General features: G+C 69.8%; 13 protein-coding genes and 1 pseudogene. 5 read left to right on the top strand and 9 right to left on the bottom strand.

Going from position 1 to position 14986, the window contains the following annotated elements; genetic code table 11:
• Positions 1-19 precede the first annotated feature (19 nt).
• The 4 genes from ACZ7IB_RS00395 to efeO form a co-directional block, all read right to left on the bottom strand.
• Complete coding sequence (locus ACZ7IB_RS00395; protein WP_470907943.1) at positions 20-952, bottom strand: SCO2278 family lipoprotein; 933 nt, start codon at positions 950-952, stop codon at positions 20-22.
• A complete protein-coding gene (efeU, locus tag ACZ7IB_RS00390) occupies positions 885-1856 on the bottom strand; it encodes an iron uptake transporter permease EfeU (protein WP_470907941.1) in 972 nt (323 codons plus the stop codon). The genes ACZ7IB_RS00395 and efeU overlap by 68 nt, the downstream gene beginning before the upstream one ends.
• A gap of 190 nt (positions 1857-2046) precedes the next feature.
• A complete protein-coding gene (gene efeB, locus ACZ7IB_RS00385) occupies positions 2047-3342 on the bottom strand; it encodes an iron uptake transporter deferrochelatase/peroxidase subunit (protein ID WP_470907940.1) in 1296 nt (431 codons plus the stop codon).
• Positions 3343-3361: 19 nt separating this feature from the next.
• Positions 3362-4498 (bottom strand): iron uptake system protein EfeO, encoded by a 1137-nt coding sequence (gene efeO, locus ACZ7IB_RS00380; RefSeq protein WP_470907938.1) that lies wholly within the window; start codon positions 4496-4498, stop codon positions 3362-3364.
• A gap of 439 nt (positions 4499-4937) precedes the next feature.
• Between efeO and ACZ7IB_RS00375 the strand changes: the two genes are divergently transcribed.
• Complete coding sequence (locus tag ACZ7IB_RS00375) at positions 4938-5675, top strand: PhzF family phenazine biosynthesis protein (RefSeq protein WP_470907937.1); 738 nt, start codon at positions 4938-4940, stop codon at positions 5673-5675.
• Positions 5676-5906: 231 nt separating this feature from the next.
• Here ACZ7IB_RS00375 and map read toward each other — a convergent pair whose 3' ends face one another.
• A complete protein-coding gene (gene map, locus ACZ7IB_RS00370; RefSeq protein ID WP_470907936.1) occupies positions 5907-6764 on the bottom strand; it encodes a type I methionyl aminopeptidase in 858 nt (285 codons plus the stop codon).
• Between the two features lie 58 nt (positions 6765-6822).
• Between map and ACZ7IB_RS00365 the strand changes: the two genes are divergently transcribed.
• On the top strand, positions 6823-7053 hold the full coding sequence (locus ACZ7IB_RS00365) for a hypothetical protein (RefSeq protein WP_470908727.1): 231 nt from the start codon (positions 6823-6825) through the stop codon (positions 7051-7053).
• A gap of 45 nt (positions 7054-7098) precedes the next feature.
• Here ACZ7IB_RS00365 and ACZ7IB_RS00360 read toward each other — a convergent pair.
• Together ACZ7IB_RS00360 and ACZ7IB_RS00355 are read right to left on the bottom strand one after the other, a co-directional pair.
• Positions 7099-7290, bottom strand: a pseudogene (locus tag ACZ7IB_RS00360) (hypothetical protein); the annotation flags it as partial.
• A 152-nt stretch (positions 7291-7442) separates the two neighbouring features.
• Positions 7443-8042, bottom strand: a complete 600-nt coding sequence (locus ACZ7IB_RS00355; RefSeq protein ID WP_470907934.1) for a hypothetical protein — start codon at positions 8040-8042, stop codon at positions 7443-7445.
• Between the two features lie 142 nt (positions 8043-8184).
• Between ACZ7IB_RS00355 and npdG the strand changes: the two genes are divergently transcribed.
• Both npdG and ACZ7IB_RS00345 read left to right on the top strand, forming a co-directional pair.
• Positions 8185-8895, top strand: coding sequence for an NADPH-dependent F420 reductase (gene npdG, locus ACZ7IB_RS00350; RefSeq protein ID WP_470907933.1), 711 nt, complete (start codon positions 8185-8187; stop codon positions 8893-8895).
• A 96-nt stretch (positions 8896-8991) separates the two neighbouring features.
• Entirely contained in the window at positions 8992-9165 is a 174-nt protein-coding gene (locus ACZ7IB_RS00345) for a hypothetical protein (RefSeq protein ID WP_351253271.1), read from the top strand.
• Here ACZ7IB_RS00345 and ACZ7IB_RS00340 read toward each other — a convergent pair.
• Together ACZ7IB_RS00340 and ACZ7IB_RS00335 are read right to left on the bottom strand one after the other, a co-directional pair.
• The gene (locus ACZ7IB_RS00340; protein WP_470907931.1) at positions 9162-9959 is read right to left on the bottom strand and encodes a site-2 protease family protein; all 798 of its coding nucleotides are present in this window, start codon (positions 9957-9959) and stop codon (positions 9162-9164) included. The genes ACZ7IB_RS00345 and ACZ7IB_RS00340 overlap by 4 nt on opposite strands.
• Before the next feature lie 60 nt (positions 9960-10019).
• Positions 10020-11549 carry a recombinase family protein gene (locus tag ACZ7IB_RS00335; RefSeq protein WP_470907929.1) on the bottom strand — a complete coding sequence of 510 codons (1530 nt, stop codon included), beginning with the start codon at positions 11547-11549 and terminating at the stop codon, positions 10020-10022.
• Positions 11550-11652: 103 nt separating this feature from the next.
• On the opposite strand from ACZ7IB_RS00335, the gene ACZ7IB_RS00330 reads away from it, so the two are divergent.
• A complete protein-coding gene (locus ACZ7IB_RS00330) occupies positions 11653-14976 on the top strand; it encodes a BTAD domain-containing putative transcriptional regulator (RefSeq protein WP_470907928.1) in 3324 nt (1107 codons plus the stop codon).
• Positions 14977-14986 lie beyond the last annotated feature (10 nt).

Below are 14986 nucleotides of genomic sequence, written 5' to 3'. Positions count from 1 at the left end.
GGGCTTGATCCTGCCCCGGTTACGACCCCTTCGCCGCCGTCAGGCCCGGCAGCCGGTTCAGCATGACCACCTTGCCGTCCCCGGCGCCCTTCTTCGGAACGAACACCAGCTCGCTGGAGACCCGCTCCTTGGTGAGGGTGGACTTCACCTCACCGGTCAGCAGCGCCTCCACATCCGCGTTGAGCGGCGGACGCAGGCCCTTTGCCGCGGTCTGCCGTTCGAAGTGCTTGCTGCTGAAGAAGACCAGCGCCCCGCCGTCGTCCGTCTTCAGGCCGAGCGGGGCGAACGTACCGCTGTCCAGCGGCTGGTCGATGTACTGGTACGAGAAGCCCGCCCGACGGGTGGTGCGGCGCGCGTCCCGCCAGCCCGAAGTGGCGGCGCCGGGGGCGAAGACGTCCGGGGTGCCGTTCTGCAGGTACTCCGTGTACTGGGTGCCCAAGTCCTCCGGCGCCACGGCCAGTTCGGAGCTGTCCGCGGCCACCGGCTCGGCCAGGCCGTCGCTGTCCTTCGTGAAGCCGGGCAGCTGGGACGGTGTGACGACCGACAGATAGGAGGCCTTCCACCCCGCGTCCGGCCCGGACTTGACGAAGACGACCAGCCAGCGGGTGTCCAGCTTTCCGCTGTCCTCGTCGCGGTTGGAGTCGGTGTCCGCGAGGAACCACCGCGGCCAGCCGGCCTTCTTCGGGATGAGATATCTGGCGTCGGTCAGCTCCAACGGCGTGTGGTTCGCGTTGCCGTCCGGATTGTTCTTCTGCCGTGCCTTCAGCCCGGCCTGATTGATCGCGCCGAGCGGGCCCGTGACCCGGTCCGCGTCCAGGGCCGGGTCGTAGGCCTTGTCCGCCGCGTTGTACGCGGTGGTGAAGGCCTTCAGTGCCTGTGCGGCCTCAGACCTGGTTGCCGCCGGCACCACTTCCAGCTCGCCGTGCACCGTCACGCACCCGCTCGCCGTCATGGACAGCACCGTCGCCGTCGCGAGCCCCGTCGCCAGCCGAATCGGCCTCAGGCTTCTCATCCGTTGCTTTCTGCGCCTTCTGATCCGTCGCCCCCACTGACCGTCCGAACCCTACCGGGGCGAGGAACAGTGCGAGAGTAGGGATCAGATACAGCGCCCACACCGTGATCTGAAGAACGGTCGGGTCGGGCTGGAAGTTGAACGTGCCCTTCAGCAGCGTGCCGTACCAGCTGTCCGGCGGAATCGTGGCGCTGATGTCGAACGCCTTGTTGTGGATGCCGCCCAGGAACTCGGCTTCCTGCAGGTCATGGACGCCGTACGCGAGCACGCCCGCGGCGACGATCACCAGCATGCCGCCGGTCCAGGTGAAGAACTTCGACAGGTTGATCCTCAGCGCACCGCGGTAGAACAGCCAGCCCAGCACGACGGCGGCCGCGATGCCGAGGAACGCGCCGATCATCGGGTGCCAGCCGTCGTCCGCCGCATGCACCGCACGCCACACGAACAGCGAGGTCTCCAGGCCCTCCCGGCCCACCGCGAGGAGTGCCGTGGCGACCAGCGCGCCGGTGCCCATCGCGAGTGCCGCGTCGAGCTTGCCGTGCAGCTCCGTCTTCAGATGCCGCGCGGTGCGCCGCATCCAGAAGACCATCCAGGTGACCAGGCCGACCGAGACGATCGACAGCGAACCGCCGAGCGCCTCCTGGGCCTTGAACGTCATCTCCTGCGAACCGAATTCGAGGCCGGCACCGAACGCCAGGCTGACGACGATCGCGATACCGACGCCGATCCAGATCGGCACCAGTTTGTTCTTGTTGCCGGTCTTCACCAGATAGGCGATGAGGATGCAGACGACCAGGCTGGCCTCAAGGCCTTCGCGCAGGCCGATCAGGAAGTTGCTGAACACGTTTCGGTTCTCCTTATTTCCGCTTCGAGTCCCCAAGAGGGACGGGCAATCGGGGGGCGTCGCGGGGCCGGGCGCGCGCATCTGCGGCGTTGTCGTCAATCACCGACGCTCCGCGCTGACTCGATCCTCCGCCTTGCAGCTGCACGCACCCAGCCCCGCTCCTTCTCCCACCCCCCAATTGCCCGTCCGTCTACGAGAGCAGCGCCCGGCCCCACCAGTCGTCCTTGTCACGGACGCCCGGCGGGACGGCGAAGTGTGCCGAACCCACGTGCTGGATGTACTCGTTGAGTGCGTCGTGCGCCGCGAGGCGGCGCTGCAGCGGAATGAATGCTTTGCGGACATCGCGCTGGTAGGCGAGGAAGAACAGCCCGGCGTCGAGCCGGCCGAGGCCGTCCGTACCGTCGGTGAAGGAGTAGCCGCGGCGCAGGATCGTCGCACCGTCGTTGCTGTCCGGGTGGGCGAGCCGCACATGCGCGGTCGGCAGCATCGCCTTCAGGAACGGCTCGTCGTGCTCCTTGGACTTGCCGACCGCGGCTCCCTCGCCCTTGTCGCGGCCGAAGACGTCCTCCTGCTCCTGGAGCGATGTGCGGTCCCAGGTCTCGATGTGCATCCGGATGCGCCGGGCCACCAGGTACGAACCCCCGGTCATCCAGCCCGCGTCCTCCTTCTCGCCCACCCACACGTGTTTGTCCAGGGCGGCGGTGTCGGTGCCGGAGATGTTCCGGGTGCCGTCCTTGAAGCCGAACATGTTGCGCGGGGTCTGTGCGTCCGGCGTCGTCGAGGACGTCTTGCCGAAGCCCAGCTGGGACCAGCGGATCGCGGTGCGGCCCATGCCGATCCTGGCCAGGTTGCGGATGGCGTGCACCGCGACCTGCGGGTCGTCCGCACACGCCTGGACGCAGAGATCGCCGCCGCTGCGGGCCGCGTCGAGATTGTCGCCGGGGAACTTCGGCAGATCGACGAGCGCCTCGGGACGCCTGTCCTCCAGGCCGAACCGGCCCTTGGCGAAGAGCGAGGGGCCGAAGCCGATGGTGAGCGTGAGCCGGGACGGCTTGAGCCCCAGCGCCTCGCCCGTGTCGTCCGGCGGGGCCTGTGCGAGACCGCCGTAAGCACCGTCGCCGACCGCGTGACCGGCCGTCATCCGCTCGGCCGCCCGCGTCCACTCCTTGAGCAGTGCGATCAGCTCGGCGCGGTCCTTCGTCGTCACGTCGAACGCGGCGAAGTGCAGCCTGTCCTGTACGGCGGTGGCGATACCGGCCTGGTGCGGACCGTGGAACTGCACGGCCGCACCGCTGTCCGCGGCCGGCACTGCGTCGCTCTCCGTACGCACCGCGGCGACCGCGCCACCGGCCGCGACCGCGCCCAGCGCAAGACCGGCGCCGCCCCAGCCGAGCAGTGCCCGACGGGACGGGGCACGGCCACCGGCCTCGGCGGCGGTTGCCCCGGCGGCGTTGTCCACGGCGGTGTTCTGCGTCTTCTCCGACATCCCGAAGTCTCCCCGCTCGTTACTTCGTCACCGCGGCGGCGAGCTTGGACAGCGGCTCGGCCAGCGCGTTGACGGCGTCCGAAAGCTCCTTGCGGTCCGCCTTGCCGACCTTCTCGTACGAGGTGAACTCGTAGGAGGTCTTGTCCTTGCGGTACTTGTCCAGCAGCGTGTTCAGCGCCGCGAACTGCTTGTCCAGTGACGCCGTCAGCGCCGGGTCGTTCTTCGACGCGATCGGCTTCAGCAGCTCGTAGGACTTCTCCGCACCCTCGACGTTGCCCTTGAAGTCGATCAGGTCGGTGTGGCTGTAGCGCTCTTCCTCGCCGGTGACCTTGCCGGTCGCGACCTCGTCGAGGAGTTCCTTGGCGCCGTTGGCCATGGAGGTCGGGCTGATCTCCGCCGTGCCGACCCGCTTCTGCCAGTCGAGCAGGTCCTTGTAGAGGACCGGTGCAAGGGCCTTCTCCTCCGCGCCCAGCTTCTTGTCCTGCCACAGCGCCTTCTCCAGGCGGTGCCAGCCCGTCCACTTCTGGCCGTCCTCCAGGCCGTCCTCGCGGAGGTCGACCTTCGGGTCGATGTCGCCGAAGGACTCGGCGACCGGCTCGGTGCGCTCCCAGCCGAGACGGGAGTCGGCGTAGACCTTCTTGGCGGCCTCGATGTCACCGGCGGCGACGGCGTCGGTGAAGGCCTTGGCCTTCGGCAGCGTCTCGTCGGCCTGGGCCTGGACGTACGTGCGGTAGGCGGCGACGGCCTTGTCCATCTCGGGGCTGCGCTCGGCCGCGTTGGCGCCGGTGACCTCGATCTCCTGCCGGATGCCGTTGCCCTTCATGCCGGGCTTGCAGACTACGTTGTACGTGCCGGCCTTCACCTCAGCCGTGATGTTGGCCTGGGTGCCGGGGCCGATGTTCTCGCGCTCGGCGACGATGCGGTCGTCCGGGAACAGTACGTAGACCTCGGTGACCTTCGAGCCCTTGTTCTGCACGGCCAGCTCGATGTGACCGGCCGGCAGCTTCTTCTTCGACACCTCGCAGGAGTCGTCCTTCGCGACGACCTGTACGGCTCCGTCGCCCTTGCCGTCACTCTTCTGCGCGCAGCCCGTGACGGCGGTCAGGGCTACCACGGTGGCGGCAGCGGTGACGACGGAGGAACGAACGGCTCGCATACGGGCTCCACAGAGGATGAAGGAGAAGCAGGAGAAGATCGGACAAAGACGGGTGAGGCAGACCTAACTTAGCCGAGGCTTGCCTCACCGATACCCTCCCGTGCAGTGATTCAACTCTCACCCGCGTGATGGGGGAACGAGGTGATCACGAGTGACCCATGGGAGGCTCATGGAAGGGTCAAGCGATGGTCAAGCGGTTCTTGTCGATACGACGAGGGTCGCCCCGGTCCGCGGATGCGGGAACACCTCCAGATCGTGCAGCACGTCGACGACCGCTTCCCCGGCGCGTGTTGTCGTGGCGGCCGGTGCCGGAGCCGTGATTGCCATTCGTCTTCGTACCGCCTGATCCGTCCGCACCGCAGGACACCACCGTCCGATACCACCGCCCGGGGGCGGCCCAGTTGTACGGCCGTCACCCGGGCGGTGTTTGAATGCCCGCGTGAGCGACAGCGACTTCGACGTACCCGCAGGCATCGACGTACTGCGCGTGTTCTGCGGCCCGGACGGCCGGCACGGCAACGCCCTCGGGGTCGTACGCGACGGGCGTACGTACCCCGACGAGGCATCCCGGCAGGCGCTGGCCGGTCAACTCGGCTTCAGCGAGACCGTGTTCGTCGACGACCCCGAGCGCGGGCACGTCGACATCTACACCCCGGGTCTCCGCCTCCCCTTTGCCGGGCATCCGCTCGTCGGCGCCGCCTGGCTGCTCGATCTGGAGATCCTGGAGCTGCCGGTCGGGGAGATCTTCGCCCGTCAGGACGGGGAGTTCACCTGGATCACCGCCCGCCCCGAGTGGGCGCCGCCACGCATGCTGGAGCGGTACGCATCCGTTGCCGAGGTCGAGGCGCTGACCGGGCCGCCACCGGGCGAGGGCTGGCTGTACGCATGGGCCTGGGAGGACGAGGCGGCGGGCCGGGTCAGGGCAAGGGCGTTCCCGAGGCGTATCGATGAGCGCGGCGTCAGCCGCTCCGGTGGAGCCGGGGCTTGCGCCGGGGGCATTGTGGAGGACGAGGCGACGGGCGCGGCGGCCCTGCTGCTCAGCGCGGAGCTCGGCCGCGCTCTCAACATCACGCAAGGACGCGGCTCCCAGATCCTCACCGCACCCGCACCGGACGGCACGGTGGAGATCGGGGGCCGCGTCACGTTGGCGTTTCGGTCGAGCCCTTCCGGCGATTGAGGACAGAGCGGCACGGCGGCCCGGGCCGGCCGACTGGCACCGGTCAACCCCTCCTCCTGGTTAGGCTTACCTAAGTCAATGGCTTCCCGGCAGGCTGTCGGTAAAAACGACACGCCCGGTTCCGCTTCCGCGCGGGCGCAGCGGACGCGGCGGGAGCAGGGAGGAAGGCGGCGGAGCACGCGAAAGCGGCCGCCCGGAGGCGGCCGCTTTCGCAGGGGGCTGTCCGCGTGTTTACGGGAGCGTCAGGATCTCGGCGCCCGTCTCCGTCACCACCAGCGTGTGCTCGAACTGAGCGGTGCGCTTGCGGTCCTTCGTCACCACGGTCCAGCCGTCGTCCCACATGTCGTAGTCATGGCTGCCCAGCGTCAGCATCGGCTCGATGGTGAACGTCATCCCGGGCTGCATCACGGTGGTCGCGTGCGGGCTGTCGTAGTGCGGAATGATCAGACCGGAGTGGAACGAGGAATTGATCCCGTGCCCGGTGAAGTCCCGCACCACCCCGTACCCGAAGCGCTTCGCGTACGACTCGATGACCCGCCCGATCACATTGACCTGCCGGCCCGGCCGGACCGCCTTGATGGCCCGGTTCAGCGACTCCTCGGTGCGCTCCACGAGCAGCCGGGAATCCTCGTCCACATCGCCGCAGAGGTACGTGGCGTTGTTGTCGCCGTGCACACCGTTGATGTATGCCGTGACGTCGAGGTTCACGATGTCGCCGTCGCGCAGCACCGTGGAGTCCGGGATGCCGTGGCAGATCACCTCGTTGAGCGAGGAACAGAGCGACTTGGGAAATCCGCGGTAGCCGAGCGTCGACGGATACGCTCCGTGATCGCACATGAACTCGTGGGCGACCCGGTCGAGTTCGTCCGTCGTGACGCCCGGGGCGATGTGCTTCGCGGCCTCCGCCATCGCCTGCGCGGCGATCCGCCCCGCGATGCGCATGCGCTCGATGGTGTCGGCGTCCTGGATCTCCGGTCCGGTGTACGGGGTAGGGGCCGGCTTGCCCACGTATTCGGGGCGCCGGATGTTTCCGGGTACGGAACGGATGGGAGTGATCTCCCCGGGTACGAGCAGCGACTGGCCAGACATGTCAGCGAGTCTAACCAGCGTGCTTGGGGCAGCATGGCCCCGAGGGAAGGAGCCGATGATGGCCCTGTTCAAGAAGCGCACGGTCGGCAAGCCGGGCGAGTGGTACTACTGCCTGCATCATCAGAAGGTCGAGGAGGGCCCCGAGTGCCCGGCCAAGGACCGTTTCGGGCCGTATGCCTCCCGTGAGGAGGCGGAGCACGCGATGCAGACGGCGCAGGAGCGGAATCTTGAGTGGGAGACGGATCCCAAGTGGCACGACCAGGCCACGCCGCCCGACCCGGAGGCGTGACCGGGGGGCTCCGGCCGGGGGGCTCCGCCTCCCTGACCCCGCTCCTCAAACGCCGACGGGGCTGGACTCTCTGGCCCCGCGCCTGCGTACCGCGTCCTCGTCCGCCTCGGAGCCGTACGTCAGCAGCTTCGGCAGCGCTGCGGTGAGCAGCGCGACCGAGGCGACGCACGCCACACCCCCGCTCCAGACCACGGAGCGGGTCCCCGTCCAGCCCGCCATCGCACCGGCCCGCACCTGGCGAGAGATCGGGCAGCAGAGCGGAGAGCCGGGCGGTCGGGGAGGGAGCTGAGGTCACGAGGGCTCATGGTCCGGCGCCGTAGGCGCCCTCTGCGAAAGATTTTGGCGGCGGCCGGGGCGGCCGGCCGCTCCCGCCGCGGCACCCCGGACTCTCACCACCGGGCCGGTGGTGGCGCCGTCAGCTGGTCGGCGAGCCGGGACAGCCGGTCCCGGAAGCGGCGGCCGCGCGGCGCGGGGGCGCTGTTCTCCCCGGCCGCCGCGCTCACCAGATGCTGCACGGTGTCCAGATCGACATCGTCGCTGCCGGTCACCGCGAGCGTCTCGTGGGCGAGCCCCCGCACCTCCGGGTCGCCGTCGTCCAGCGAGAGCACCGTCGCCCCGGCCCGGCGGGCGCCGTGCACCCGCTCCAGCAGCCCGGCGCCGGGCCGCTCCGGGGCCACCAGGAGCAGCGTCTCGCCCCGCCCGGCCGCCTCGATCCTGCACAGACCGACGGCCAGATGCGCCGGATTGCCCGGCTCCACCCGGTGGCGTACCAGGGTGGGCGTCAGCTCGGGCAGCCCGGACCAGGTCGACTCGTCGACCAGATGGGCCGCCAGATGCCACGGCTCGTACACCGCAGTCCCCACCAGCAGCAGCCCGCCGCCGTGCGGGACGACGGACGACCTGAGCGCCCCGGCGAACCGCCGGGCCGCCGCGGGCCACTCGGTCCCGGCGAGCACTTCACGCAGCAGGGCGACGCGTACGGCATCCATGGCCCGGCATCATGCCGCAGGTCCTGGCCCCGCCACCGGCGAACGACGGCGGAACCATCCGAACGGGCCCTGCGGAGCGGTCCGGACCGCTCCGGCCGACGACGGAGCGGTCCCCTCCGACGCGGGCAGTAGTGTCGAGGCCATGACTACGAATGACAGTGGCAGCGCACCCAAGCCCCCCGCCAAGGACCCCTGGGACCTCCCCGATGTGTCCGGGCTGACCGTCGGCGTGCTCGGCGGCACCGGACCGCAGGGCCGCGGGCTCGCCTACCGGTTCGCCCGCGCCGGGCAGAAGGTGATCATCGGCTCCCGTGCCGCCGACCGCGCACAGACCGCCGCCGACGAGCTGGGCCACGGCGTCGAGGGCGCGGACAACGCCGAGTGCGCCCGGCGCAGCGACATCGTGATCGTCGCCGTGCCGTGGGACGGCCACGCCAAGACCCTGGAGTCGCTGCGGGACGAGCTCGCGGGCAAGCTCGTCATCGACTGCGTCAACCCGCTCGGCTTCGACAAGAAGGGCGCCTACGCGCTGAAGCCCGAGGAGGGCAGCGCCGCCGAGCAGGCCGCCGCCCTGCTGCCGGAGTCCCGGGTCGCCGCCGCCTTCCACCACCTCTCGGCGGTGCTTCTTCAGGACGAGGCCATCGAGGAGATCGACACCGATGTGCTGGTGCTGGGCGAGGCCCGCGCCGACACCGACCTGGTACAGGCGCTGGCGGGCCGGATTCCCGGCATGCGCGGCATCTTCGCCGGGCGGCTGCGCAACGCCCACCAGGTCGAGTCGCTGGTCGCCAACCTGATCTCGGTCAACCGCCGCTACAAGGCGCACGCGGGTCTGCGCACCACCGACGTCTGAGCCGGACACGTTCCCGGTGCACCCTGCGGCGAGCGGAAAGGGGCATGGGGGACACTGGACGGGACCGTGCATCACCCCGGACAGGAGCCGCCCCCCATGCCCCGCCTCGCTCTCTACGCCATCGCCGTCTGCGTTCTGGCCGTCGTCGCGGCCGTGATCTCGTTCGTCCAGGGCAGCTGGCTCGGGATCGTCTGGGTGCTGCTGGCCGGGCTCTCGTCCAACATGGCGTGGTTCTACCTGCGCCGGCAGCGTGCACAGACCGCCGGTTAGAGGTTGAGCGAGCAGACCGGATCGGCCGTTCGCCAGAAGCGGTAGGCGTCGAAACCGCAGTACGTCGTGAACTCGCTGATGCCCAGTGCCCGCAGCAGGGCGTGGATCGCGTCGAAGAACGCGTGGTTGACCTCGGGGATCCACAGGATGCCGAAGACCGCGATCAGCCCGAACGGGGCGAACGGCTCGACCTGCCGGCGGATCCGGTACGAGAGCCAGGGCTCGATCACTCCGTAACCGTCCAGCCCCGGGACCGGGACGAAGTTGAGGATCGCCGCGGTGACCTGGAGCAGTGCCAGGAAGCCCAGCGCGTACTGGAAGACGACCGGGACGCCGTCCAGCGCGTGCAGCCGGAACGGTGCCGTGCAGAGAAACGCGAACAGTACATTCGTCAGCGGTCCGGCCGCCGAGATCAGGCTGTGCTTCCAGCGCCCGCTGATCCGGCCCCGCTCGATGAAGACCGCACCACCGGGCAGACCGATACCGCCCATGATCACGAACAGCACCGGCAGCACGATGCTCAGCAGTGCATGGGTGTAGGCGAACGGATTGAGCGTCAAATAGCCTTTGGCGGTGACTGTCGTGTCGCCACTGTGCAGTGCGGTGCGGGCGTGGGAGTACTCGTGGAGGCAGAGTGAGACGACCCACGCTGCCGTGACGAAGACGAAGACCGCGACACCCGAAACCAATGCGAAGCCCGTCCAGACAGCCCAGCCCGAAACGGCTATGACCGCGACGATTCCGAGGAAGACCGGGCTGACACGACGCCCTGCTGCGGCGGTACAAGTGCTCATGGACCGAGAGTAGCGGCGGCTGTTGAGCTGTCCAGAGGGGTGAGGCTGTAGCGGCCCGGGTTACGACAGGTCCAGCGATCGGGCGAAGCGCTGCTTCAGATCCTTGGGCAGACGAAGGACGTGCCCACCTCTGGCCTGAGGGTGGCACTCGACCGTGATGCCTGCCTGAACAAGGTCATTCGCGACAGTAGTTGTGTCTCTGCCTCGCCACCGCTCGGCGAAGGTCATTCCGATTTCGGCATACTCCCAGCGATCCTGTCTGTCTTCTTCTGATGAGTGCAGTCGATCGAGCTCTTGTCGCAGCCCGGTGAGCGCCTGCTCCCCTTTCGTCCGGAGAGCCTCTGAACTGTAGATGCCACCCGGTAGTAGTTGCGCCACGTGATAGTTGATCGCAGCCTCGATTGCCGCGAGCCGCTCGACCGACCCCTCGCCCGGGACGTAGATCCGCCTGGTGACCGGCTCGTGGCCGATCTCTGAGAGGATCATTTGGGTGACCGGACCGATGATTTCATCGTTCGGTTCGAATACGTACCCCTTGCATGCAGGGGAGCCCACGCGTGACAGACAGCGGATCTTGCTCGTGACGCGCTCGGAACCGTCTCGCCGTTTCTTCCTGGTGACGTGCAGCTGAAGGTTCTTGCCGCAGCCGCCGCACTTGACCACACCCAGGAAAGGCGTTCTGGGCGACGCCGGCTTGCTCGCGGAGACAGAGGCAGCGGCCAGGGCATTCTGCAGCTTGTGCCAGTTCTCCTCGGTCAGGATGGGGTCAGCCATGCGAACAGGCTGTCCCCGTTCATCACGAACCAGGACCTTCTTCTGGTACTTCTTCCCTGACACCGGCTCGTTCCGGGTTTTGAGGCCACGAAGGGCAGGGGAAGTGAGGATCTTCTTCAGGGTGACCGGGTGCCAGATGTAGTCCCGGTCGATCTTGCGCCTGCCGTAGGAGTCGGCCGGGGACGGCACGCCACGGTTCTCGAAGTCCCTGCAGATGGCGTTGATCGGTTCGCCGGCGATGACCCGGTGGGCGGCCTCCTGCACGACTGGAGCCGTGGCGGGGTTGATTTCCAGGTAGCGCCCTCTGTCCTTCTCGTAGGTCCTGTAACCGTAGGGCGGTGAGCCGCCGCCCCAGCGTGGAGTGGCCAGCAGGTGCTGACGCATCGACGTGACCCGCTCGGATGCTGCGAGGGACTCCATCTGCGCGAACGACGCGATCATGGAGGCCATGGCCTCTCCGGACGGGGCGGTGAGATCGAAGGGCTCGGTGACGGAGGTAATTGACTTGCCGCCGTGACCCCGTGCCCAGTCGATCAGGTCGCAAAGATCGCTGACCTTGCGTACGAGGCGGTCCAGCCGCCAAACGACGATGACATCGAACTCGGGTGCCCGATCGTCCAGCCATGACGAGAGCTGGGGCCGCTGCCACGGAGTGGAGCGCGAGGCGGATTCGAAATCTTCGGCGGTACCGACGACGTGCCATTTGCGGCGTGCGCAATAGGCAACGCATTCCTTGAGCTGACGCTCTGGGCTGGTGGTGGCTTCTGTCTCCGTCGACAGACGGACAACGATGAGGGCCCTTGGCTTTCTCGACATATCAAGAGGCTAACCATTGTTTACCTAAGAGTCTGAGAGTTGCGTAATCTACTCAGTGTGCACGGGGCGGGGAGCCCTGTTCGGCAGCAGGGACAATAGGCCCGTGCGCTACTGCATCCTCGGCACGACCCAGGCACTCCGCGACGACGGCACGGCCGTCGCCATCGGCGGGGCACGGCTGCGCGCCCTGCTCTCCGTCCTCGCTCTGCGTCCCGGCCGCACCGTCCTGGCCGCCGTGCTCGTCGACGAGGTATGGGACGGCGACCCGCCGGCCGACGCGGTGGGCGCCCTGCAGGCGCTCGTCGGCCGGCTCCGGCGGGCCCTCGGCCATGCCGCGATCACCTCCGGGGAGAGCGGCTACCGGCTCGCCGCCGAGCCGGACGCGGTCGACCTGTACCGCTTCGAGCGGCTCGCGGGGGAGGGGGCGCGGGCGCTGGAGGAGGGCGATGCGGCGAAGGCCCAGGCCGTGCTCGACGACGCGCTCGCCCTGTGGCGCGGACCTGCCCTGGCCGATCTGCCCGACCGCGGCGCCGTTGCGGCCCGCTGGGCGGCCCGGCGCCTGGACGCCCGCCGCAGCAGGCTCGCCGCGGCCCTCGCGCTCGGCCGCGCGGACGAGGCCCTGCCCGAACTGGCCGCGCTCTGCGCCGAGCACCCGATCGACGAACCCCTCCAGGCGCTGCGGCTGCGGGCCCTGCGCGATGCCGGGCGCACGGCACAGGCGTTGGCCGCGTACGACGAGGTGCGCACCGTGCTCGCCGACCGCCTCGGCAGCGACCCCGGAGCCGAACTGCGCTCCGTGCACGCGGAGTTGCTCCGCCAGGACCCGCTGCGACCGGTCGCGGCGGCAGCGGCGGCCGAGCCGCACCGGCCCTCCCGTACCCGAACCTCCACCGCCCCGCAGGGAAACCTCCGGGCCAGGCTCACCAGCTTCGTCGGGCGCGAGGACGACATAGAGGCCCTGCGCGAGGACCTCTCGCACGCCCGGCTCGTCACCCTCCTGGGCCCCGGTGGCGCGGGCAAGACCCGGCTCTCCCAGGAGGCCGCCGAATCCGTCGGGCCCGCCTGGCCGGACGGCGTCTGGCTGGCCGAACTCGCCCCCGTCGACGACCCCGAGGCCGTACCGGAGGCAGTGCTGACCGCGCTCGGCGCCCGCGAGACCGTGCTGCGCGGAGCGGGCGCCGAGGAACTCCGGGTAGCCGAGGGGAACGCGGGCGACCCCCTCGTACGCCTCACCGAGCACTGCTCCCGGCGCCGCATGCTGCTGCTCCTGGACAACTGCGAGCACCTCGTCGGGGCCGCCGCCGCCCTCGCCGACCATCTGCTCGCCCACTGCCCGGACGTCACCGTGCTCGCGACCAGCCGTGAACCCCTCGGGGTACCGGGCGAGTTCGTCCGACCCGTCGACCCGCTGCCCGACCCGATGGCGCTACGGCTTCTCGCCGACCGCGGCGCCGCCGCGAAGCCCGGCTTCCGGATCGACGCGGACGAGGGGACCGCGGCTGCCGCCGCCGAGATCTGCCGCCGCCTCGACGGACTGCCGCTCGCCATCGAACTCGCCGCGGCCCGGCTGCGGATGCTCACCCCGCGCCAGATCGCCGACCGGCTCGACGACCGGTTCCGCCTGCTCACCAGCGGGGCCCGTACTGTACTGCCCCGTCAGCAGACCCTGCGCGCCGTCGTCGACTGGTCCTGGGACCTCCTCGACGCCTCCGAACGCGCCGTCCTGCGCCGGCTGTCGGTCTTCGCCGGCGGTTGTACCCTGGCCGCGGCCGAGGCCGTCTGCGCGGACGGGCCGCAGGACGCGCGCGAGGTCGCCGGGCTGCTCGGCTCGCTCGTCGACAAGTCCCTCGTCGTCGCCGCGCCCGCCGACGACGGCGAGATGCGCTACCGGCTGCTGGAGACCGTCGGTGAGTACGCCGCCGAACGGCTCGACGGGGCCGGGGAGCGGGACACCGTGGAACGGCACCACCTGGTGTACTTCCGGGAGCTGGCCCGTACCGCGGAGCCCGGACTCCGCGGCGCCGGACAGCGCTCCGTCATCGAACTCCTCCAGCGCGAGTACGAGAACCTCCGCACCGCCCTGCGCCGCGCCGTCGCCGCCCGCGACGAGCAGGAGGCGCTGTGCATGGTGCTCTCGCTGTCCTGGTACTGGCAGATGCGCGATCTGCGCACCGACGCCCTGCAGTGGGCCGACGCGGCCGCCGCACTGGGCCCCGACCCCTTCGCCCAGCCCGTCGAGCCCGCGCCCTCCCTCCACGAACGCTGCACCGACGCGCCGCCGCCCATGAGGCCCGAGCTGCTCCAGGAAGCCCGGCGCCAGGTGGCTCTGATCCAGCTGGTCAGCATGGACCACGCCAAGGACGAGTGGACCGACGAGAAGAGCATGGCCCGGCTGCGCGTCATCGCGGGCACCTACCGTGCGGGCCAGCCGCAGACCTGCCGTACCCCGGCATCGCTCTGGTTCTTCGCGGTCCTGCTCACCGGGGAAATGAGCGATCTGCGCGAGCTGCTGGACGCAACGGTGCGCGCCAGCCGGGAGTTCGGCTACGAGTGGGAGCTGGCCGCGGCCCTCCAGATGCGGGCCAATGTGCTGGCCAACCGGTCCGAGTGGGCGAGTGGCGCACAAGCGGATGCCGACGAGAGCCTGGAGATCTTCACCCGGCTCGGCGACGACTGGGGCGCCGCCGAATCGCTCTCCTCCCGGGGTGAGGCCAACGAGAAGCGGGGCGAGTACACCCGCGCGGCCGAGGACTTCCGGGCCGCCATCGGATTCGCGGAGAAGCTCGGCGCCCAGTCCCAGGTGTCGATCCTGCGCGCCAGATACGCGTCCGTGCTCACCGAACTGGGCCGCGGCGACGAGGGCGAGGCGATCCTGCGGGAGGTGCTTGCCGCGGGGCACGAGGCGATGCCCGCCGCTCGGATCTATCTCGCCATGTGGCTCGGCCGCAGCTACCGTACGGGCGAGGCGCGCGAGCAACTGGTGTTGCTGCGCGAGGAGTTCCGTTCCGAGACGGTGGCGTTCTTCGAAGGGTTCGTGCTGGGCGCAATGGCCTGGCTGGACAACCAGGACGGGCTGTACGCCGAAGCCCTGCCCCGGGGCCTGAAGGCGCTGATGCGACCCCGGGACCCGCTGTCGCAGATGATGGAGCCTCAGATGTCCGTCCTCCATCTCGTCACCCTCGCACGGGCGTTGGGTGGAATCGGCGGCGAGCGCCGGGCCGCGCTCGCGGCCCGGCTGCTGGGGGCCTGCAAGGGGCTGCTGCCCAAGGGCCATATGCCGACGTCGATGGAGCGGCACGACTACGCCCAGGCGGAGGAACTGGCCGTCGCCGTCCTCGGCCGGGCCGCCTACGACGCCGCGTACGCCGAGGGCGGCGGCCTCTCCCTGGAGGAGGCCACCGCCCTCGTCGACGCGTACCGGGGCTGAGACCGGCCGG

It is taken from the genome of Streptomyces sp. NPDC037301 (assembly GCF_055602785.1).
Note: the sequence above shows the minus strand (reverse complement) of the source record. Positions and strands in the feature narration are given on the sequence as shown.